At 69.4% G+C, this 19,825-nt stretch carries 23 protein-coding genes; 7 read left to right on the top strand and 16 right to left on the bottom strand.

Annotation, left to right across the window (positions count from 1 at the left end; translation table 11 throughout):
• Nucleotides 1–65 precede the first annotated feature (65 nt).
• Together ACX25U_RS27750 and ACX25U_RS27745 are read left to right on the top strand one after the other, a co-directional pair.
• Nucleotides 66–629, top strand: coding sequence for a DinB family protein (locus tag ACX25U_RS27750; protein ID WP_454383912.1), 564 nt, complete (start codon nucleotides 66–68; stop codon nucleotides 627–629).
• 337 nt (nucleotides 630–966) lie between these two features.
• On the top strand, nucleotides 967–1,344 hold the full coding sequence (locus tag ACX25U_RS27745; RefSeq protein ID WP_454383911.1) for a hypothetical protein: 378 nt from the start codon (nucleotides 967–969) through the stop codon (nucleotides 1,342–1,344).
• A 379-nt stretch (nucleotides 1,345–1,723) separates the two neighbouring features.
• Here ACX25U_RS27745 and ACX25U_RS27740 read toward each other — a convergent pair whose 3' ends face one another.
• The 5 genes from ACX25U_RS27740 to ACX25U_RS27720 all read right to left on the bottom strand — a co-directional run bounded on the left by ACX25U_RS27740 (nucleotide 1,724) and on the right by ACX25U_RS27720 (nucleotide 5,046).
• Nucleotides 1,724–1,948: a hypothetical protein gene (locus ACX25U_RS27740; RefSeq protein ID WP_388353836.1), complete on the bottom strand. Its 225-nt coding sequence runs from the start codon at nucleotides 1,946–1,948 to the stop codon at nucleotides 1,724–1,726.
• A 641-nt stretch (nucleotides 1,949–2,589) separates the two neighbouring features.
• Nucleotides 2,590–2,718, bottom strand: a complete 129-nt coding sequence (locus ACX25U_RS27735) for a hypothetical protein (RefSeq protein WP_454383910.1) — start codon at nucleotides 2,716–2,718, stop codon at nucleotides 2,590–2,592.
• 306 nt (nucleotides 2,719–3,024) lie between these two features.
• On the bottom strand, nucleotides 3,025–3,339 hold the full coding sequence (locus ACX25U_RS27730) for a hypothetical protein (RefSeq protein ID WP_454383909.1): 315 nt from the start codon (nucleotides 3,337–3,339) through the stop codon (nucleotides 3,025–3,027).
• Nucleotides 3,340–3,642: 303 nt separating this feature from the next.
• The gene (gene dapD, locus ACX25U_RS27725; protein ID WP_454383908.1) at nucleotides 3,643–4,632 is read right to left on the bottom strand and encodes a 2,3,4,5-tetrahydropyridine-2,6-dicarboxylate N-succinyltransferase; all 990 of its coding nucleotides are present in this window, start codon (nucleotides 4,630–4,632) and stop codon (nucleotides 3,643–3,645) included.
• Nucleotides 4,633–4,725: 93 nt separating this feature from the next.
• Nucleotides 4,726–5,046: a DMT family transporter gene (locus ACX25U_RS27720; RefSeq protein WP_454383907.1), complete on the bottom strand. Its 321-nt coding sequence runs from the start codon at nucleotides 5,044–5,046 to the stop codon at nucleotides 4,726–4,728.
• Between the two features lie 229 nt (nucleotides 5,047–5,275).
• Here ACX25U_RS27720 and ACX25U_RS27715 point away from each other — a divergent pair, with 229 nt between their 5' ends.
• Entirely contained in the window at nucleotides 5,276–6,115 is an 840-nt protein-coding gene (locus ACX25U_RS27715; RefSeq protein WP_454383906.1) for an AbfB domain-containing protein, read from the top strand.
• A gap of 100 nt (nucleotides 6,116–6,215) precedes the next feature.
• Here the strand turns inward: ACX25U_RS27715 and ACX25U_RS27710 are convergent, their stop codons facing one another.
• The 9 genes from ACX25U_RS27710 to ACX25U_RS27670 all read right to left on the bottom strand — a co-directional run bounded on the left by ACX25U_RS27710 (nucleotide 6,216) and on the right by ACX25U_RS27670 (nucleotide 14,398).
• Entirely contained in the window at nucleotides 6,216–7,661 is a 1,446-nt protein-coding gene (locus ACX25U_RS27710) for an NF041680 family putative transposase (protein ID WP_454383905.1), read from the bottom strand.
• A gap of 126 nt (nucleotides 7,662–7,787) precedes the next feature.
• Complete coding sequence (locus ACX25U_RS27705; protein WP_454383904.1) at nucleotides 7,788–8,120, bottom strand: metal-sulfur cluster assembly factor; 333 nt, start codon at nucleotides 8,118–8,120, stop codon at nucleotides 7,788–7,790.
• A complete protein-coding gene (gene sufU, locus ACX25U_RS27700; RefSeq protein ID WP_454383903.1) occupies nucleotides 8,117–8,584 on the bottom strand; it encodes a Fe-S cluster assembly sulfur transfer protein SufU in 468 nt (155 codons plus the stop codon). Before sufU ends, ACX25U_RS27705 begins: the two co-directional genes overlap by 4 nt.
• 21 nt (nucleotides 8,585–8,605) lie before the next feature.
• Nucleotides 8,606–9,862 (bottom strand): cysteine desulfurase, encoded by a 1,257-nt coding sequence (locus tag ACX25U_RS27695; RefSeq protein ID WP_454383902.1) that lies wholly within the window; start codon nucleotides 9,860–9,862, stop codon nucleotides 8,606–8,608.
• On the bottom strand, nucleotides 9,859–10,623 hold the full coding sequence (gene sufC / locus ACX25U_RS27690; RefSeq protein WP_454383901.1) for a Fe-S cluster assembly ATPase SufC: 765 nt from the start codon (nucleotides 10,621–10,623) through the stop codon (nucleotides 9,859–9,861). The genes ACX25U_RS27695 and sufC overlap by 4 nt, the downstream gene beginning before the upstream one ends.
• A 7-nt stretch (nucleotides 10,624–10,630) precedes the next feature.
• The gene (locus ACX25U_RS27685) at nucleotides 10,631–10,954 is read right to left on the bottom strand and encodes a non-heme iron oxygenase ferredoxin subunit (protein ID WP_111002676.1); all 324 of its coding nucleotides are present in this window, start codon (nucleotides 10,952–10,954) and stop codon (nucleotides 10,631–10,633) included.
• Nucleotides 10,951–12,135, bottom strand: a complete 1,185-nt coding sequence (gene sufD / locus ACX25U_RS27680) for a Fe-S cluster assembly protein SufD (RefSeq protein WP_454383900.1) — start codon at nucleotides 12,133–12,135, stop codon at nucleotides 10,951–10,953. Before sufD ends, ACX25U_RS27685 begins: the two co-directional genes overlap by 4 nt.
• Before the next feature lie 83 nt (nucleotides 12,136–12,218).
• Nucleotides 12,219–13,640, bottom strand: coding sequence for a Fe-S cluster assembly protein SufB (gene sufB / locus ACX25U_RS27675; protein ID WP_454383899.1), 1,422 nt, complete (start codon nucleotides 13,638–13,640; stop codon nucleotides 12,219–12,221).
• Nucleotides 13,637–14,398, bottom strand: a complete 762-nt coding sequence (locus tag ACX25U_RS27670) for a helix-turn-helix transcriptional regulator (protein ID WP_454383898.1) — start codon at nucleotides 14,396–14,398, stop codon at nucleotides 13,637–13,639. The genes sufB and ACX25U_RS27670 overlap by 4 nt, the downstream gene beginning before the upstream one ends.
• Nucleotides 14,399–14,519: 121 nt before the next feature.
• On the opposite strand from ACX25U_RS27670, the gene ACX25U_RS27665 reads away from it, so the two are divergent.
• The 4 genes from ACX25U_RS27665 to ACX25U_RS27650 are packed head-to-tail and all read left to right on the top strand — an operon-like array spanning nucleotide 14,520 to nucleotide 18,152.
• On the top strand, nucleotides 14,520–15,395 hold the full coding sequence (locus ACX25U_RS27665; protein ID WP_454383897.1) for an aminoglycoside N(3)-acetyltransferase: 876 nt from the start codon (nucleotides 14,520–14,522) through the stop codon (nucleotides 15,393–15,395).
• A gap of 4 nt (nucleotides 15,396–15,399) precedes the next feature.
• Nucleotides 15,400–16,323, top strand: coding sequence for an ABC transporter ATP-binding protein (locus ACX25U_RS27660; RefSeq protein ID WP_454383896.1), 924 nt, complete (start codon nucleotides 15,400–15,402; stop codon nucleotides 16,321–16,323).
• A gap of 59 nt (nucleotides 16,324–16,382) precedes the next feature.
• Nucleotides 16,383–17,099, top strand: coding sequence for an ABC transporter permease (locus ACX25U_RS27655; protein ID WP_454394541.1), 717 nt, complete (start codon nucleotides 16,383–16,385; stop codon nucleotides 17,097–17,099).
• A 45-nt stretch (nucleotides 17,100–17,144) separates the two neighbouring features.
• Nucleotides 17,145–18,152, top strand: coding sequence for a COX15/CtaA family protein (locus tag ACX25U_RS27650; RefSeq protein ID WP_454383895.1), 1,008 nt, complete (start codon nucleotides 17,145–17,147; stop codon nucleotides 18,150–18,152).
• A gap of 89 nt (nucleotides 18,153–18,241) precedes the next feature.
• Here the strand turns inward: ACX25U_RS27650 and ACX25U_RS27645 are convergent, their stop codons facing one another.
• Together ACX25U_RS27645 and ACX25U_RS27640 are read right to left on the bottom strand one after the other, a co-directional pair.
• On the bottom strand, nucleotides 18,242–18,574 hold the full coding sequence (locus ACX25U_RS27645) for a hypothetical protein (RefSeq protein WP_454383894.1): 333 nt from the start codon (nucleotides 18,572–18,574) through the stop codon (nucleotides 18,242–18,244).
• Nucleotides 18,575–18,668: 94 nt separating this feature from the next.
• Nucleotides 18,669–19,637, bottom strand: coding sequence for a heme o synthase (locus ACX25U_RS27640; protein WP_454383893.1), 969 nt, complete (start codon nucleotides 19,635–19,637; stop codon nucleotides 18,669–18,671).
• Nucleotides 19,638–19,825: the final 188 nt, after the last annotated feature.

Here is a 19,825-nt window from a genome sequence, read left to right as displayed (position 1 = left end):
ACTTGAATGCTTGTAGCTCAGTGGATGGAGCGCAGCCAGGTCTCCGTTGTATGTAGTGTGCGGAAATGACAAGAAGCGAGCGGCTCGCGGAGCAGCTGGACTGGCACTGGCGCACGAACCTGCGGCCACGGCTGGACGGTCTCACCGATGAGGAGTACTTCTGGGAGCCGGTGCGCGGCTGCTGGAGCGTCCGCCCGCGTGGCACGTCGGCCGCACCGATGTCGGAAGGTTCGGGGGAGTGGACGATGGACTTCGCGTCCCCTGGCCCGATGCCGGCGCCGGTGACCACGATTGCCTGGCGGCTGGCGCACATCATCGTCTCGTGCCTGGGCTATCGGGTCGGATGGTACTTCGGCGGCCAGGACGTCGACTCCCAGACATTCGCCTACGCAGGGACCGCTGACGAGGCGCTGAAACAGCTCGATGAGATGTATGGGAGATGGAACGAGGGGGTCCGCGCGCTCTCGGACGCTGACCTGGAGAATCCGCCCCCGGTGGGTCCCGAGCGGTTTCCCATGGAGAACAGGGTCCTGCACGTCAATAGGGAGCTGATCCATCACGGCGCTGAGATTTCCCTGCTGCGCGACCTCTACCGCTGGCAGGACGGAGCCGTACCGCACCGAATATGACCTTTCGGTAACCGGCGATCGAGCTTCGGAAACCTACGTGGACTCCGTGACGCTCCGTGGCTGGGAGCTCACTGGTCAGAGCGTCAAGCGGCGACCGATGTCTGACATCAATGGCTGACACCAACAGCGGCGAACGACTGCGGATCAGTGCGGACCTTAACGGCCGGTCTAAGGGCACGGAGCGGCTTCAATGCAGGTACGGGAGCCCCAAAGGATCGACCTGATAAGGATGAGGCCAGACTGTAAGTCCTATGCCCGGAGGGGTCGTTGACCTGTCGAGGGATGGCGCCTCTCCGGCTTGACTCGGTCATAAGCCCGCACCGAACGGAGACCTACTGTGCTGACCTCCCACTTCTCCCGCACCGACTGGTGGATCGCCGCCTTCGTGGCGGGCACCGCGGCAGCGGTGGCGTTCCAGTCCCTGATACCTGAGAAGAAGAACAGATGGAAGGCGATACTGCCCCCGTTGGTTGGCGGGCTCGGCATCGTCCTGGGCTCGGCGGCGCGGGGCATCGAGGGAGACATCCCGCTGCAGCTGTACACGGTGGCCATGCTCGGCCTGGCCCTGACGAGAGTCGTCTTCGCGGGCTTCCTCAGACGCGTGATGGAACAGGCCCGTTCCGGACAGCCCGTACAACCGCCGAAGGTTTGGCAGAGCATGCTCTTCGTCGTCACCCTCATGGCCATCATGCTGGGCATCGCCGTCACCCTGTAAGCCCGGCCGAAGCCCTCATCGCCTGCGTCCTGCTGCCCTGACTCCCGCGGACCCAGCCCACAGCGGAGGCCCGGTGCGATGTCCGGGCCGTCTCTGGGCCGTCCGAGGCCACCCGACGCCGACCGACAACGACCGAAGCCCACGGCATCTGAACTGGTCAGAGCCGTGGGCTTCTTCAGGCCCGCTGGTCAGCGGGACCGGTGATCAGTAGACCGGCTACTGATCGCAGTTGCCGACGCTTGCCACGTCCATTGAGACTCCACCGACCTCGTGCCCCGGCTCACGCTCCATACGGACGAGATGCTCAAGCTCGAGGAACGCGAGATGAGTTGACCCGCGCGCGATGCCCCAGTGCCGCCCAGGTCAGCGTCTCCCTCCGTTACTTGTCCGCTCGGTAGAGCTTGATGTCCCTGTTGACGAAGAGGTGGACGTAGCCGCACCGCCAGCAGATCAGCCCGGTGGCGCTCTCGTTGGCCCAGGCCAACTTCATGAACTCCATGCCGGTGCTGTTGAGCAGGACTTCCCGCTCTCGGAACAGGTCTCCTTGGCAGACCTGGCAGGTGAGCCAGACTTCCCCCAGTGCTGCACGTACCGGCTTTGCCATCGAGTGAACGCCCCCGTCCTTACCGTGTTGACGGAACGAGACTACGAGGCAGTCCGAGCCTCTCACAGCCCGGGGAGGGCGCAGTAGGGTCTTCTTGCAACGGGTCTGCCGTCTGGCGGCCGAAGGTGCGGCGGAGGAGCACACGTGCCCTCCGCATGCCCGATCGAGCAGCAAACAGCGGGGAACAACGGGGATCGTCGGCGAGTGCCCGGAGAACTCACAGTTCAGCGTCACGCCAGCTCAGCCCAAATCCGGGTACGCGATCTTCCAAACAGGTGCTCCAGGGCGGGCGGCGACGCTGACTGGGCCAGGCTTCGTACACCACGTGATCAAGGTCGCGACCTCGTGCCACGAGCATGCCAGAACGACGGGGGAACCACGGGGAACCACGGGCACAGGGGGTGGGTGGAAAAGAGAGCGGCCCCCGACCAAACTTGCTGGTCAGGGGCCGATTCCCACGAGAGTGGCGGCGCCAGGATTCGAACCTGGGAAGGCTGAGCCGGCAGATTTCAAGGTTGTGTGTGGCACGCGGCTCTGCGACGCAACCCCCACGCCCTGAACCGACTGCTCACGAAGATACCGACGCCGATGGACAGCGCGATCGGCACGACGTCAAGGGTCACGTGGCAGCGGGGGGAACTTCACCCGGCTGCCAACGACACCAGAAACGCGATCGCCGTGAGGGTCGCGGCGGCTGCGGTAAGGAAGACTGCCATCTCGGCCCACCACATCGCCCGCGTCGGTTGAGTCATCATGCCGATGTTGTACATCGCGCATCTGGTTGCTGTACAGCAGCGAAGTACAGCAACTCCGCCGGCCGGTGCCGACCGTCCGTGCCTCCCACAACCCGTCTGAACAGCGCGGCAGACCTCAGCGACCGTCCCGCCCGTAGTTCGCATCGAGGGGCCCAAGGCACGGTCCCGTGGCCGTGCCACTCCCGTGCCAGAACGGACGGGGACTCACGGGGAACCGGGGTCCACAGGGGTAAGTTCGGCCGGACTCTGCCCACGGTACGGAATCCGCAGGTCACACGCGTGATCGCCCAACCTCGCTCCTGAAGTGGTTGTCCAGCCCGCTCACCGCGTCCACACCCGCTGGAACTCCTCTGCCGGGATGGCCTCCAGCAGGTCCTCTTCAGGATCGATCGCCTGGTCCGTCAGGAAGCCGTGTTCGTCCTCCAGGTGCTCCCAGCTGTACCGGTGGAGTCGGCCGGCCGGAGTCAGCTCGGCTTGCTTGATGGCGATCAACTCGCCGCGGTCGGGTACGGCCTCGAAGTACCACAAGCCGCCCTCCTCGTCAGTGCCGCGGAAGTGGTGCCGCAGGGTGGCGTTCTCATCGAGTGCTCGGAAGTACGCCACGGTCTCTGCTTTGATGCGCTCCAGGTCAACCACGGGATCATCGTGCCAGCGAGCGAGCGCGGGTGGCTCCGTTCTGACATCTACGAGTGACATCAACGACGCCGGACGCCGGCACTCCTGGGCGATCCGACACGGCCAGTGTGACCGGGTGGTTCCCCGGCAGTGCCGAGGAGTGATCGAACTCCTAATGCGGTGTTCACGCACGAGCGCCCTCCCGGGCCGTCCTGGGGCCGTGGAAGGGCGCTCGATGATGACCAACGTCGACAACTGCCGACAGCTCAGCAGCAGGTCAGGACGTTGATCGCTTAGGCGGCCGCAGGTCACGGCCTCCGGTGATCAGTTGTGGCTGTGCAGGATCTCGTTCAGGCCGCCCCAGACCGCGTTGTTGGGGCAGGCCTCGACCGCGCCGGTGACCGAGTTGCGGCGGAAGAGGATGTTGGAGGCGCCGGAGAGGTCGCGGGCCTTGACGATCTCGCCGTCGGGCATGGTCACACGGGTGCCCGCGGTGACGTAGAGGCCGGCCTCGACCACGCACTCGTCGCCGAGCGCGATGCCCACGCCCGCCTCGGCGCCGATCAGGCAGCGCTCGCCGACGGAGATGATCACGTTGCCGCCACCGGAGAGCGTGCCCATGGTGGAGGCGCCGCCGCCGATGTCCGAGCCGTCGCCGATCACGACGCCTGCGGAGATACGGCCCTCGACCATGGAGGTGCCGAGCGTGCCGGCGTTGAAGTTGACGAATCCCTCGTGCATCACGGTGGTGCCCTCAGCGAGGTGCGCGCCGAGGCGGACGCGGTCGGCGTCGGCGATGCGGACGCCCTTGGGGACGACGTAGTCCGTCATGCGCGGGAACTTGTCGACGGAGGTCACCTGCAGGTGCAGGCCCTCGGCGCGGGCGTTCAGGCGCACCTTCTCGACGTCGTCGACGGCGATCGGGCCGAGCGAGGTCCAGGCGACGTTGGCGAGGAAGCCGAAGATGCCGTCCAGGCTCAGTCCGTGCGGCTTGACCAGCCGGTGGGAGAGCAGGTGCAGGCGCAGGTAGACGTCGTGCGCGTCGATCGGCTTCTCGTCGAGCGAGGCGATGACCGTGCGGACCGCGACCACCTCGACGCCCCGGCGGGCGTCCGGCCCGGTCGCCGCGGTCGCGCCGCCGCCGAGCAGCTCCGCGGCCCGCTCGGCGGACAGCCGCTCGGTCCCGGCCGGGCCGGGCTCGGCCGTCAGCTCGGGCGCGGGGAACCAGGTGTCGAGAACGGTGCCGTCGGCGGCGATCGTGGCGAGTCCGGCGGCCACGGCGCCGGTGGAGCGGGGAGCAGTCGTGTCGGTCATAGAAGGAAACCTAACCCGCCCCCGCGCGCACCGGCGAACCGGTGCCGACACCGTCTCATGTGCCGGTCGGCACGGCCGAACTCCCGCTCCGGGTCAGTGGGCGCCGCCCAGGCTCAGCACCACCACCCCGCCGATGATCAGCACGATCCCGGCGACCTTGGCCAGGGTCAGCCCCTCGCCGAAGAGCACCAGGCCGATCGCGGCCACGGCCGCGGTGCCGACGCCGGACCAGATCGCGTAGGCCGTGCCGATGGACAGGGTCTTGAGGGTCTGGGCGAGCAGCGCGAAGGAGACGACGTAGCCGACGAGCGTCACCAGCGAGGGTCCGAGTCTGCTGAAGCCCTCGCTGTACTTCATGGCGGTCGTGGCGGCGACTTCCGCGGCGATAGCAGCGGCGAGCATCAGATATCCCATGCAGGGAGCGTAGAGAGCGCGGCGTACGGCCGTACACGGTGGGTGATCGGTGGGTGATCGGTGGGTGAAACGACTCAACGGGCGGTACACCGAGAGAAGTTGAGGTCTCAGGGACATCACTCGCCGAAACGGCCCCTCCGAGGTCACTGGTCCACTAGTGTTTCAGAGTTCAACCACCACCCCTCACGTCCCGGCGGCGTCGCTCTGAGCGCCGCTGAAGGAACTGCGCATGCCAAAAATCCCCTCCCAGCCCCCGCAGCTCCCACCCTGGGAGAGCGGCTGGGCTCCCGAAGGCTCCCGCATCCCCGGTACCCGGCGACTGTGGCTGGCCGGCGCCCTCGCGCTGGCCACCGTCGTCGCCGCCGTCACGGCGATATCGGTGGGCCGCGACCGATCCGACGAGGCGTCACCCGCGGGGCAGGCACCCCTGACCCTCGCCGACGGCCCGGGCCTGCTCTCCTTCGCCTCCCCTTCGGCGAGTGCGAGCGCTTCCCCGAAGCGGCCGTCCGGCACACCGCCCGCGTCGACCACGCCCACCGCGTCGGCCACACCCCGGCGTGACGACCCCGCGCCCGCCTCCACGGCCCCGGCCGCACCCGTCAAGTCCGCGCCGGGTCACGGCAGTTCCTCGATCCCGCCGCAGCCCTCGGCCACCTGGGTGTCGCTCCGCTCGGTCAACTACTCCGACCGCTACTGGCAGGTGGGCGGCGGCCTTGTGAAGCTCGGCCCGGTCGGCTCCGACTCGGCCCGGCGCGAGGCCACCTTCCGGTTGGTCGACGGACTGGCGGACGCCTCCTGTCACTCCTTCGTCACGGCCGACGGCGGCTACCTGCGTCACCGCGGCTTCCTGCTGCGCGCCGAGCCCGGCGACGGCTCCGTCCTGTTCCGCCAGGACGCCACCTTCTGCCCCCGCGCCTCCGTTCACGCCGGCGCGGTCATGCTGGAGTCGGTGAACTACCCCGGCCGCTTCCTGCGCCACCAGAACTTCCAGCTGCGGCTGGATCCGTCCCAGAACGGCGACCTGTACGTCGCCGACTCGGCCTTCCGCCTGGTGGGCGGCCTGGCCTGAGCACCCGCCGGGCACGGGAAACGGCGAGGTCCCAGCGGACCTCGCCGTTTCTCCTACGCACGCCCGTGCGCTCGTTCGCTCGTGGATCTCAGCTTGACGTTTAACCTCGCTGGGCTTGGTGTTCCTTGATCGATTCGGCGCGTTTGACGGTCTTGCCGACGTCGTGGCGCCTGGCCCGTTGCTTGTTCTTCGAGCCCGGAGGCCGTCCAGGGCCTGGTCGGGACGGTTTCGGCGCGCTTGCCGGGCGGGCTGCTGTCGCGCGGACGTTGCGAAACCCCCGGCGGACCCGGGCGGGGGTGAGACGGCGGGGTTCCGCGGGCCGTTCCCAGGGCCGGCGGAGGTCCTCGGCGAGGGGCCGGGCGAGGCGGAGCTGGGTGTGTGCGGCGATGATCAGCCAGGTCCACAGGTCGGCCGTGTCGGGATTCCTGACCTTCGGGGCGGTCCAGCCCAGGGTCTGTTTCATCAGCCGGAAGGTGTGCTCCAGGTCGAAGCGGCGGAGGAACGACTGCCACCAGCGGTCCACATCCGCCGGTGCGGCGGCGGTGGCCGAGCACCACAGCCAGACCGGTTTCGGGTCGCGGTCACCGGGCAGGTGCTCGACTTTCAGGCGGATCAGCGTGCCGTGCAGGACGGGGAGTTCTTCCTTGGCGTGGTTCAGCCAGGGTCCGCGGTGGGTGAGCCGGGGGTGCATCCGGTCCCAGGCCGTCGCGGTGGCCGTGCCGTAGCGGGTGGTGTCCGTGGCGGTCGTGACGTCGGGCTCGTGCCAGCTGTCGGGCTTCTTGAACGTGAGGACGCCGCCATGCCGACGGGGACGCCCGCCTCGGGGACCCGACCGGGCGGGGCCGGGGTCGCGGAGCATGACGCGGTCCGAGCGCAGGCGCCCGACCAGCACGACGGGCAGGTCGGCGAGAGCGTGGGTCAGGTAGGCGACGTCGTAGCCGGAGTCCATCACGATCAGGATGTCCGGATCGCCCGGTCTCCAGTGGCCTGCGCTCGTCAACCGCTCGACGACATCGCGGAGTTGGGCGGCAGTGACGGTGGTCGCGTCATCGGCCGGGCCCAGGCGGACCGCGTCCAGCAACGCGACCCAGGAGGTGCGGCCGGACTCCAGGGCCGCGACGAAGGAGTAGGGCCAGCCGGGCACCAGCTGGTCCGAGCTGCGGTCGCCGCGTCCGTAGACATGGCAGAACAGCCGCTCGCCGCTGGTGGGAGCGTCGGGCCGCAGCCAGTGCGACACGTCCACCGCGAGCACGATCCGTCCGTCGGCTGCTTTCGGCAGCGGCAGGCCCGCCAGCGTGCGGCGCAACCGTGTCGGCTCCAGCCAGCCACGGTCCAGGGCGGCGTACAGCGCGCCATGTCCCCGCCGGTGCTCGGCCGCCAAGGAGAGCTCGACCAGGGTTTTCACCGGCCCGTCCGCGCACAGCACCGCGTCGGTGAGCTCGAAGAGCGCATCCGCGCGGCTGTACAGGCACTCGTAGAACTCGACCCGAAAGCGGGACAACAGGCCCAACGCCTCGCACGTGGGCGGATCGACGGGCAGACTCATGGGCAGCGGCCGTTCTCTCGCACTTCGTTACTCGACATCTCGAAGCGTGGCGAACGGCCGCCCTGCACATGCCCGGATCTCGCTGATCTCAGCAGGTCGAGTGACCAGCGACGTTAAACCTCAAGCTCAGACGTTGAAGCCCAGCGCCCGCAGTTGCTCGCGGCCGTCGTCCGTGATCTTGTCCGGGCCCCACGGCGGCATCCAGACCCAGTTGATGCGCAGCTCGCTGACGAGGCCGTCCGTGGCGGACCTGGCCTGGTCCTCGATGACATCCGTCAGCGGGCAGGCCGCCGACGTCAGGGTCATGTCGACGGTCGCGATGTTCGACTCGTCGATGTGGATGCCGTAGATCAGGCCCAGGTTGACGACGTCGATGCCCAGCTCGGGGTCGACGACGTCCATCAGGGCCTCCCGGACCTCCTCCTCCGAGGCCGGCTTCATCTCCACGGTCTCGCTCATGCCGTCTTCCTTTCGGCGTCGGCGCCGTCCAGCGCCTGGGCCGTCGCGTCCTTCCAGGCCATCCAGCTCAGCAGGGCGCACTTGACCCGGGCCGGGTACTTGGACACCCCGGCGAACGCCACCGCGTCCTCCAGGACGTCCTCCATCGCGTCGTCGGGCTCGATCCTGCCCTTGGACTGCATCAGCTCCAGGAAGGTCTCCTGGATCTTCTGCGCCTCGGCCAGCTCCTTGCCGACGAGGAGTTCGTTCAGTACGGAGGCCGAGGCCTGGCTGATGGAGCAGCCCTGGCCCTCGTACGAGACGTCTTTGATCGTGGTGCCGTCGTACTTCACTCGGAGGGTGATCTCGTCGCCGCACGTCGGGTTCACGTGGTGCACCTCGGCGTCGCCATCCCGAAGACCACGCCCGTGCGGGTTCTTGTAGTGGTCCAGGATGACTTCCTGGTACATCGAATCCAGCTTCATCCGATCGCTCGTCCCGTCCCGTCAGCCGAAGAAGTTCCGTACGTGCTCCAGGCCGTCGACCAGTGCGTCGATCTCGGCCGGCGTGGAGTACAGATAGAACGACGCTCGCGTGGTCGCAGGAATTCCGTACCGCAGGCAGACGGGCCGTGCGCAGTGGTGGCCCACGCGCACCGCGATGCCCTGCTCGTCGAGGACCTGGCCCACGTCGTGCGGGTGGATGTCACCGAGGGTGAAGGAGATGGCGGCCCCGCGGTCCTCGGCCGTGGTCGGGCCGATGATCCTGAGGTCGGGGACCTCCGCCAGCCGCTTCACCGCGTACTCGGTGAGCGCGTGCTCATGGGCGAAAATCCTGTCCATCCCGATCGCGTTCAGGTAGTCGATCGCCGCGCCCAGTCCGACCGCCTGCGCGATCGGCGGGGTGCCCGCCTCGAACTTGTGCGGGGCGGGAGCGTACGTCGACGAGTGCATCGACACCGTCTCGATCATCTCGCCGCCGCCGAGGAACGGAGGCAGGTCCTCCAGGAGTTCCTGACGGCCCCAGAGCACGCCGATGCCGGTCGGACCGCACATCTTGTGGCCGGTGAAGGCCACGAAGTCGGCCTGCAGGGCCTGCACGTCCAGCGGCATGTGCGGGGCGGCCTGCGAGGCGTCGACGCAGACCAGGGCGCCGACCTCCTGCGCCCGGCGGACTATCGCCTCGACCGGGTTGACGGTGCCGAGGATGTTGGACACCAGCACGAAGGAGACGATCTTCGTCTTCTCCGTGATGACCTCGTCGAGGTTCGACAGGTCCAGGCGGCCGTCGTCGGTCAGGCCGAACCACTTCAGCTTCGCGCCCGTGCGCTGCGCCAGCAGCTGCCAGGGAACGATGTTGGAGTGGTGCTCCATCTCCGTGATGACGATCTCGGTCTCGTGGTCCACGCGGTAGGGCTCGTCGGCCCAGCCGAGCATGTTCGCGACGAGGTTGAGCGACTCGGAGGCGTTCTTGGTGAAGATCACCTCGTCGCGGCTGGGCGCGTTGATGAACGCGGCGACCTTGTCGCGCGCGCCCTCGTACAGCGCCGTGGCCTCCTCGGCGAGCACGTGCACACCGCGGTGGACGTTGGCGTTGTAGCTCTCGTAGTACTCGCTCAGGGCGTCCAGCACCTGGCGCGGCTTCTGCGAGGTCGCCGCGTTGTCCAGGTACACGAGCTTCCTGCCGTCGTGGACCAGCCGGTCCAGGACGGGGAAGTCCTTGCGGAGCGCCTCGGTGTCGAGGAGGCCCGGCAGCTGTGTCACGCGGATGCGCCACCCTTCACGTATGCCTCGTAGCCCTCGTTCTCCAGCTTGTCCGCGAGCTCCGGGCCGCCGGACTCGACGATGCGGCCGTCGGCGAACACGTGGACCTGGTCGGGCTTGATGTAGCGCAGGATGCGCGTGTAGTGGGTGATCAGCAGGGTGCCGACCTGACCGTTCTCACGGACCCGGTTCACGCCCTCGGAGACGATGCGCAGGGCGTCGACGTCCAGGCCGGAGTCGGTCTCGTCGAGCACCGCGATCTTCGGCTTGAGCAGCTCCAGCTGAAGGATCTCGTGCCGCTTCTTCTCACCGCCGGAGAAGCCCTCGTTGACGTTGCGCTCGGCGAAGGCGGGGTCCATGTTGAGGCGCTCCATGGCCTCCTTGACCTCCTTCACCCAGGTGCGCAGCTTGGGGGCCTCGCCGCGGATCGCGGTCGCGGAGGTGCGCAGGAAGTTGGAGACCGAGACGCCGGGGACCTCGACCGGGTACTGCATGGCCAGGAACAGGCCCGCGCGGGCGCGCTCGTCGACGGGCATCTCCAGGACGTCCTCGCCGTCCAGGGTGACCGTGCCGCCCGAGACGGTGTACTTGGGGTGGCCGGCGAGGGCGTAGGCGAGGGTCGACTTGCCCGAGCCGTTGGGGCCCATGATGGCGTGCGTCTCGCCCTGCTTCACGGTGAGGTCGACGCCCTTGAGGATTTCCTTCGTGGCGTTGTCGGCCTCGACGGTGACGTGCAGGTCTCGGATTTCAAGCGTTGCCATGGGTGCCTCAGGACTCCTGGGTGAGGGAGACGAGAACGTCGTCCCCTTCGATCTTTACGGGGTATACGGGGACGGGGCGCGTCGCGGGGAGCGCGTCGGGCTTGCCGGAGCGGAGGTCGAAGCGCGAGCCGTGCAGCCAGCACTCGATGTGGCAGTCGTCGACCTCGCCCTCGGCCAGCGAGACGTTCGCGTGCGAGCAGATGTCGTAGATCGCGAACACCTCGCCGTCGGTGCGCACCACGGAGATGGGCGTGCCGTCGAGTTCCACCCGCTTCGGGGTGTCCTCCTCCAGCTCGTCCAGTCCGCAGACGCGGACAAAGGCGGGGCTCATGCGACCGCTGCCTCCAGCTCCTCCTCGATCTTGGCGATCAGGCGCTCCTCGAGGTCGGCGACGCCGATCTGCTGGACCAGCTCGGCGAAGAAGCCGCGGACCACCAGGCGGCGGGCCTCCTGCTCCGGGATGCCGCGGGCCATCAGGTAGAAGAGCTGCTCGTCGTCGAAGCGGCCGGTGGCGGAGGCGTGGCCGGCGCCGACGATCTCGCCGGTCTCGATCTCCAGGTTCGGCACGGAGTCGACCCGGGCGCCGTCGGTCAGCACCAGGTTGCGGTTCATCTCGTACGTGTCGGTGCCCTCGGCCTCGGCCTCGATCAGTACGTCGCCGATCCACACGGCGTGCGCGTCGTCGCCCTGGAGCGCGCCCTTGTAGACGACGTGCGACTTGCAGTGCGGGGTGTTGTGGTCGACGAAGAGCCGGTGCTCCTGGTGCTGGCCGGCGTCGGTGAAGTACAGGCCGAACATCTCGACCTCGCCGCCGGTGCCGGCGTACGTCACGCGCGGGTGCAGGCGGACGACGTCACCGCCGAAGGTGACGACGATCGACTTGAGGGAGGCGTCCCGGCCGACCAGCGCGTTGTGCTGGGCGACGTGCACGGCCTTCTCGTCCCAGTCCTGGATGGAGACGACGGTCAGCTTGGCTCCGTCGCCGAGCAGGTAGTCGACGTTGGCGGCGAGGGCCGCGTCACCGGTGTGGTCGATGACGACGACGGCCTCGGCGAAGGCCCCGAGCTCGATGACCTGGTGGGCGTAGGCGACCCCGCCCTCGCCGTGCACCGCGATGCGGATCGGCTCGGTCAGGACGGTCTCCTTGGGGACGGTCACGACCGAGGCCTCCTCGAAGGCGGAGTAGGCCTGGGCGGCGACGCGGTCCACCGGGGTGCCCGCCCTGCCGAGCCGCGCGTCGTCGCGGCCGACGGTCTCGACGGTGACGCCCTCGGGGGCCTGGACGTCCACCTTCACGCCCTCGCCGGTGGCGGTCGCGGTGCCGTCGTGCAGGCCGCGCAGCCGCTCCAGCGGGGTGAACCGCCACTCCTCCTCGCGGCCGTGCGGGACCGGGAAGTCCGCCACGTCGAAGGAGGGGGGCGCGCTCATGCGCGTGGCGACGGTCGACTCGGCGGCGACCGCGATCGAGCCGGTGGTGGCGGAACCCACCGGGATGTTCTGGGCCTCGGCCATGGCTGTCGTAATGCTCGCTTTCTTGCGGTTGCGATCCTCGGCCCGCTGTCAGCGGGCCGCCGGCTGCTTCTTCGGACGGCGCGTCAGCCGACCGCGCCCTCCATCTGCAGCTCGATCAGCCGGTTGAGTTCCAGCGCGTACTCCATGGGCAGTTCCTTGGCGATCGGCTCGACGAAGCCGCGCACGATCATCGCCATCGCCTCGTCCTCGGACAGACCGCGGCTCATCAGGTAGAAGAGCTGGTCCTCGGAGACCTTGGAGACGGTGGCCTCGTGGCCCATGGACACGTCGTCCTCGCGGACGTCGACGTAGGGGTAGGTGTCCGACCGGGAGATCGTGTCGACGAGCAGCGCGTCGCACAGCACGTTCGACTTCGATCCGGCGGCGCCCTCGCCGATCTCGACCAGGCCGCGGTACGACGTACGGCCGCCGCCGCGCGCCACGGACTTGGAGACGATGTTGGAGGACGTGTTCGGCGCCATGTGGACCATCTTGGAACCGGCGTCCTGGTGCTGCCCCTCGCCCGCGAAGGCGATGGACAGGGTCTCGCCCTTGGCGTGCTCGCCCATCAGGTAGACGGCCGGGTACTTCATCGTCACCTTGGAGCCGATGTTGCCGTCGATCCACTCCATGGTCGCGCCCTCGTAGGCCACGGCGCGCTTGGTGACCAGGTTGTAGACGTTGTTCGACCAGTTCTGGATGGTCGTGTAGCGGCAGCGGGCGTTCTTCTTGACGATGATCTCGACGACCGCGCTGTGCAGGGAGTCGCTCTTGTAGATCGGGGCGGTGCAGCCCTCGACGTAGTGCACGTAGGCACCCTCGTCGACGATGATCAGGGTCCGCTCGAACTGGCCCATGTTCTCCGTGTTGATGCGGAAGTAGGCCTGGAGCGGGATCTCCACGTGGACGCCCGGCGGGACGTAGATGAAGGAGCCGCCGGACCACACGGCGGTGTTCAGCGAGGCGAACTTGTTGTCGCCGGCCGGGATGACCGTGCCGAAGTACTCCTTGAAGAGCTCCGGGTGCTCCTTCAGGGCGGTGTCGGTGTCGAGGAAGATGACGCCCTGCTCCTCCAGGTCCTCGCGGATCTGGTGGTAGACGACCTCCGACTCGTACTGCGCGGCGACACCGGCGACCAGGCGCTGCTTCTCCGCCTCGGGGATGCCGAGCTTGTCGTACGTGTTCCTGATGTCCTCGGGCAGGTCCTCCCAGGACTCCGCCTGCTTCTCCGTGGAACGCACGAAGTACTTGATGTTGTCGAAGTCGATCCCCGACAGGTCCGAGCCCCAGTTCGGCATGGGCTTCTTCTCGAAGAGCCTCAGGCCCTTGAGGCGCAGCTTGGTCATCCACTCCGGCTCGGACTTCTTCGCCGAGATGTCCCGGACGACTTCCTCGTTCAGACCGCGCCTGGCGGAGGCACCGGCCTCGTCGGAGTCGGCCCAGCCGTATTCGTAGTTGCCCAGGCCCTCGAGTTCGGGGTGGACAGTCTCCGTGGGGAGAGTCATGCGGGGTTCCTCCCGGCCGTGCTTGCGGATGCGTTGTCGCTTCGGTGATCGTTCTGGGACATCTTGGGGATGAACGTCGTGCAGACGCCGTCGCCGTGCGCGATGGTCGCCAGTCGCTGGACGTGAGTCCCCAGCAGCTCGGCGAAGATCTCCGTCTCCGCCTCGCACAGTTGCGGGAACTGCTCCGCGGCGTGGGCCACCGGGCAGTGGTGCTGGCAGAGCTGCTCACCCTTGTGCGGGAGGGGCGCACTGCGCGCCGTAGCAGCGTACCCGTCCGCGCTGAGGGCCTTCGCCAGCGCTTCCGTCCGTTTGTCGGGACCGGCCGCCTCGATCGCCTCGCGGTACGCGCTCGCCTGCGCGGCGACGCGGGCCCGGGCGAAGGCCGCGACCGCCTCCGGCCCGCCCTCCCGCTCGGCGATCCAGCGGAGCGCGTCCACGGCGAGCTCGTCGTACGACTGGTCGAAGGCGTCCCGGCCGCAGTCGGTGAGCGCGAAGACCTTGGCGGGACGGCCACGCGCGCGCGTGCCGTACACCCGCTGCTCCCGCGCCTCCACCACGTCGTCGGCGACCAGGGCGTCCAGGTGGCGCCGTACGGCGGCCTGGGTGAGCCCCAGCCGGCCGGCCAGCTCGGCGACGGTCGACGGCCCGTGGTCCAGGATGGACCGCGCGACCCGGTTGCGCGTGGAGCGCTCCCCGGTCGCGAACTCCTCCTGCGGGACCCCCGTGGGGGTCTCCCGAGCCTCGCCGACGTTTTTCACAACGCCATTGTTGCGTAATTCCTCAGGGCCTGACAAGCGACGCTGCTCCGGGCGGGCGTGCGCTGCGTCACTTAGGTGTACCTGATCCGACTTGCGGAAACGATCTCGCGCGAGGAACCGGGTGGCGCCCCCGGGCCCCGCCCGCCGGACTGCCGCCCATGCCCCCGCCCCCTCCGCCGGCCCTCTCGTCACGCGCGACACCGTCAGCACCCAGCTGCGCGAGCTGGGCGTCCGCCCCGGCGAAATCCTCCTGGTCCACTCCTCCCTGAGCTCCCTCGGCCGGGCCTGCGGCGGACCGGTCGCCGTCGTCCAGGCCCTGCTCGACGCCCTCGGCCCGGACGGCACCCTCGTGGTCCCCGCCCATTCCGGCGACCTGTCCGATCCGGCGCTGTGGAGCCGGCCCCCGGTGCCCGAGGAGTGGTGGGAGACGATCCGGGCCACGATGCCCGCCTACGATCCGCGGACCACGCGCACCCGCGGGGTCGGCGTGATTCCGGAGACCGTGCGCACCTGGCCGGGCGCCCTGCGCAGCGCGCACCCCCACGCGTCGTTCGCCGCGATCGGGCCGCGCGCCGCGGAGATCACCGAAGGGCACGCGCCCGACTGCCGCCTGGGCGAGCACAGCCCGCCGGCCCGGCTGGAGGCCCTGGGCGCCCGGGTGCCGCTGCTGGGCGCCGGCTACGACTCCTGCACCAGCTTCCACCTGGCCGAGTACCGGATCCCGGCACCGCTCGTCGAGCTCGGGCGGCCCGGCCCGGACGGATGGGAGGTCGTGACCGAGGTCTCGATCAGCGCCGAGCGGTTCGACGAGCTCGGGCACGACTTCGAGCGGGACCGGCCCGTCGTGCGGGGAAAGGTGGGCGCGGCCGGCGTGCGGTTGTTCACGGTGGCGGAGGCCGTGGCCCATGCCGAGCGATGGCTCGCGGTGCACCGGCCCTGTGAGGAAGACTTCACGCACCCGCCCGCCGGAGAGACCGGGCACGTCCCTAGACTCTGACCCCATGCGAAGTGAGCCCGTGGTGCAGGTTCAGGCTCTGGTGAAGCGGTACGGCGCGAAGACCGCGGTGGACGGCCTCGACCTGGTGGCCCAGGCGGGTGTGACCGCCGTACTCGGTCCCAACGGCGCGGGCAAGACGACGACGGTCGAGACCTGCGAGGGGTACCGGCGGCCGGACTCCGGCACGGTGCGCGTCCTGGGCCTCGACCCCGTCAGGCAGTCGGCCGAGCTGCGGCCCCGGATCGGCGTGATGCTGCAGTCCGGGGGTGTGTACTCGGGGGCGCGGGCGGACGAGATGCTGCGGCATGTCGCCAAGCTGCACGCCCATCCGCTGGACGTGGACGCCCTCGTCGAACGGCTCGGGCTCGGCAGCTGCGGGCGGACCTCCTACCGCCGGCTGTCCGGCGGGCAGCAGCAGCGGCTGGCGCTCGCCATGGCCGTCGTCGGCCGGCCCGAGCTGGTCTTCCTCGACGAGCCGACCGCCGGACTCGACCCGCAGGCCCGCCGGGCCACCTGGGACCTCGTGCGCGACCTGCGCGCCGACGGCGTGTCCGTGATCCTCACCACGCACCACATGGAGGAGGCCGAGCAGCTCGCCGACGACGTCGCGATCATCGACGCGGGCCGGGTCATCGCCCAGGGCTCACCGGAGGAGCTGTGCCGCGGTGGCGCCGAGAACACCCTGCGTTTCACCGGCCGCCCCGGGCTCGACGTGGGCTCGCTGCTCAAGGCGCTGCCCGCCGACTGCACCGCCGCCGAGCTGACCCCGGGCGCCTACCGGGTCGTCGGCAAGGTCGACCCGCAGCTGCTCGCGACCGTGACGTCCTGGTGCGCGCAGAACGGGGTGATGCCGGACCGGATCTCGGTCGAGCGGCACACACTGGAGGACGTGTTTTTGGAGCTCACCGGCAAGGAGCTGCGCTCGTGACCCTCGCCACCGGTACGGGTGCGTACACCCCGAAGCCCGGCGCGGCCCCGCTGCCCCGCATGATCGCGGCGCAGGCGGCGCTGGAGACGAAGATGCTGCTGCGCAACGGCGAGCAGCTGCTGCTGACCGTCGTCATCCCCACGCTGCTGCTGGTGCTGTTCAGCTCCGTGGACATCGTGGACACCGGCGCGGGCAGGGCCGTGGACTTCCTCGCCCCCGGCGTCCTCGCCCTGGCCGTGATGTCGACGGCGTTCACCGGGCAGGCCATCGCGACCGGCTTCGAGCGGCGCTACGGCGTGCTCAAGCGGCTGGCCGCCTCGCCGCTGCCGCGCTGGGGGCTGATGACCGCCAAGACGGCGTCCGTGCTGGTCACCGAGGTTCTGCAGATCGTGCTGCTGACCGTGATCGCCTTCGCGCTCGGCTGGTCGCCGCACGGCAACCCGTTCGCCGTGCTCCTGCTGCTGGTCCTCGGCACGGCCGCCTTCTCCGGGCTGGGCCTGCTGATGGCGGGCACGCTCAAGGCCGAGGCCACCCTGGCCGCCGCCAACCTGGTCTTCCTGCTGCTGCTGGTCGGCGGCGGTGTGGTCGTACCGCTGGAGAAGTTCCCGGCCGGCGCGCAGGACGTGCTGGGCCTGCTGCCCATCTCGGCGCTGTCCGACGGGCTGCGGGACGTGCTCCAGCACGGCGCCGGGATGCCGTGGGGCGACCTGGGGATCCTCGCCGTGTGGGCGGTGGCGGGCCTCGCCGCCGCCGGAAAGTTCTTCCGCTGGGAGTAGGGCGCGATGGACCCTCGTGAAAGCGTGCACAAGCGGCGGCCTACGATGGAACGCGTGCCGAACCTGACCCGCGCCGACGCCGTGTCCGCCGCGCGCAACCCGCTCGCCTTCATCGCCGCACGCTGGACCCCGCACCCGAGGACCGTCCAGCGGGCGGCCCTCGCCGCGCTCGTCATGGCGGTCGTCATCGTCGTCACCGGCGGTGCCGTCCGCCTGACCGGCTCGGGCCTCGGCTGTCCGACCTGGCCCAAGTGCACCGAGGACTCGCTGACCACCACCAGCGAGATGGGCCTGCACGGCGTGATCGAGTTCGGCAACCGGCTGCTGACGTACGTGCTGTGCGCCGCCGTCGGCTGGGCGATCGTCGCCGCGCGCTCCCAGAAGCCGTGGCGGCGCAGCCTCACCCGGCTGGGCTGGGCTCAGTTCTGGGTGGTCATGGGCAACGCGGTGCTCGGCGGCATCGTCGTCCTCGTCGGCCTGAACCCGTATACCGTCGCCGCGCACTTCCTGCTCTCCTCGGCGCTGATCGCGGTCGCCACGGTGATGTGGCAGCGCACCCGCGAGGGCGACGCCGGGCCGCGCCCGCTGGTCGGCAAGCCGATCCGGCAGCTGGTGGGGTTCCTCGTCCTCGCGAGCGCGCTGCTCATCGCGGTCGGCACGGTGGTGACCGGCGCCGGGCCGCACGCGGGCGACTCCCAGGAGGTCGCCCGTATCCCGATCGACTGGCAGACGGTCGCCAAGCTGCACGCCGTGCTGGCCTGGATCGTGGTCACGCTGACGTTCGCCCTGTGGTTCTTCCTCAAGGCCGTCGACGCGCCGAAGGGCCCGCTGGCGCGGAGCCGCGAACTGTTCCTGGTCCTGCTGGCCCAGGGCGCCCTGGGTTATGCCCAGACCTTCCTGCACCTGCCCGAGGTCCTGGTGGGCCTGCACATGCTGGGCTCGTGCGTGATGTGGATCTGGGTACTGCGGGTGCTGCTGTCGCTGCGCGAGCGCCCCGAGGTGGTGGCCGACCTGCCGGGCCCGACGGCCGAGCCCACCCTGACGAAGGCCTGAGACCGCTCAGCCGACGGGCCGGGGCGCAGGGCAGTACGGCTCCTGCGCCCCGGCCCGTCCGTGCGTGACCGGGGCCGCGGGGCTCCGCTTCAGCCGTTCCTCGGGCCGCCGACCTGGATGCCCGCCATGCGGCTCCACTCGTACGGGCCCGTCCTCACCTTGGCCGCGAACTCGCCGTCGAACGTCTCGTGGACGGTGATCCCGGACTTCTCCACCGCCGTCCTGGCGATGGCGTAGGTGGGGGCCACGAGGTCGCCCCAGGTGCCGTCCTCGCCGACGAGGACGATGCGGGCGCCGCGCTGTCCGAGATACGCGACCTGGCCCTCGGCGCCTCCGTGGGCCCTGGAGAAGGAGCCGATCCGCTGGGCGAGGCGGGTCGCCTTGCGCTCGGCCTTGGGGTCAACCTGCTGCGTGTCTGCCATGGCCAGGATGCTACCGGCGGGTAGATCAAACGGCGACGGGCGGGGCGGGTGGCCTTGACCACCCACCCCGCCCGTCCAGGAGCGTACGGGACCGTCAGCGCAGGAACGGATCCACCGCCACCGCCACGAACAGCAGCGACACGTAGGTGATGGACCAGTGGAACAGCCGCATCTCCTTCAGCTTCGCGCCCGTCACCTCGGCCTTGGCCCGGTTCTGCAGGGCGTGCGCCTCCCACAGCCACCAGCCACCCGCCGCCAGCGCCACCGCCGTGTAGAACCAGCCGGTGTAGCCGAGCGGGGTCAGCAGCAGCGAGACCGCCACCATCACCCAGCTGTAGATCACGATCTGCCGGGCGACCACCTTGTTGGAGGCGATGACCGGCAGCATCGGCACACCCACGCGCGCGTAGTCCTCGCGGACCTTCATCGACAGCGGCCAGTAGTGCGGCGGCGTCCAGAAGAAGATGACGAGGAAGAGGACGACCGGCGCCCAGGACAGCGAGTTGGTGACCGCGGACCAGCCGATCAGCACCGGCATGCAGCCGGCGATGCCGCCCCACACGATGTTCTGCGACGTGCGCCGCTTGAGGATCATCGTGTAGACGACGACGTAGAAGAGGAGCGCTCCGAGCGACAGCCACGCCGACAGCCAGTTGACGGTGAGGCCGAACAGCAGCGTGGAGACGACCGCCAGCGTGATCCCGAAGACGAGGCACTCGCGCGGGCCGACCATGCCGGTCACCAGCGGCCGCTGCGAGGTGCGGTCCATGAGCGCGTCGATGTCGCGGTCGATGTACATGTTCAGCGCGTTGGCGCCGCCCGCGGACAGATAACCGCCGACGCAGGTGAGCAGCACCAGCGTCAGGTCGGGCACACCCTGCTGCGCCAGGAACATCACCGGAACGGTGGTGATCAGCAGCAGCTCGATGATCCGCGGCTTGGTCAGTGCCACGAACGCCTTGACACGGGCCCCGAACGGCCGGTGGCTCGGGCTCTGGCTCGCACCGAGTACCCCCGCTGGACGGGATTCGACGGCCGTCACGCACACCCCTGACAGAGACATCCCAGCGAGCCCGGCCGTGTGAATTCACGGCAAAGGCTCGCGCGTACCACGCCACTGTAGACGTTGCCCAGACCCGGACATTCGCGGGGGTGGGGTCGTGTTGGTGCGGGCCCTTCTCGAGCTCGATTGAGCGATCGGGTGAACGGTTGCGTATTGAGTTGCCGAACACCATCCCGGCCGGTCCGGAG

The organism is Streptomyces sp. JNUCC 63 (assembly GCF_054366325.1).
The sequence above is the reverse complement of the archived record's forward strand: the minus strand, read 5'-3'. Positions and strand labels throughout refer to the sequence as shown.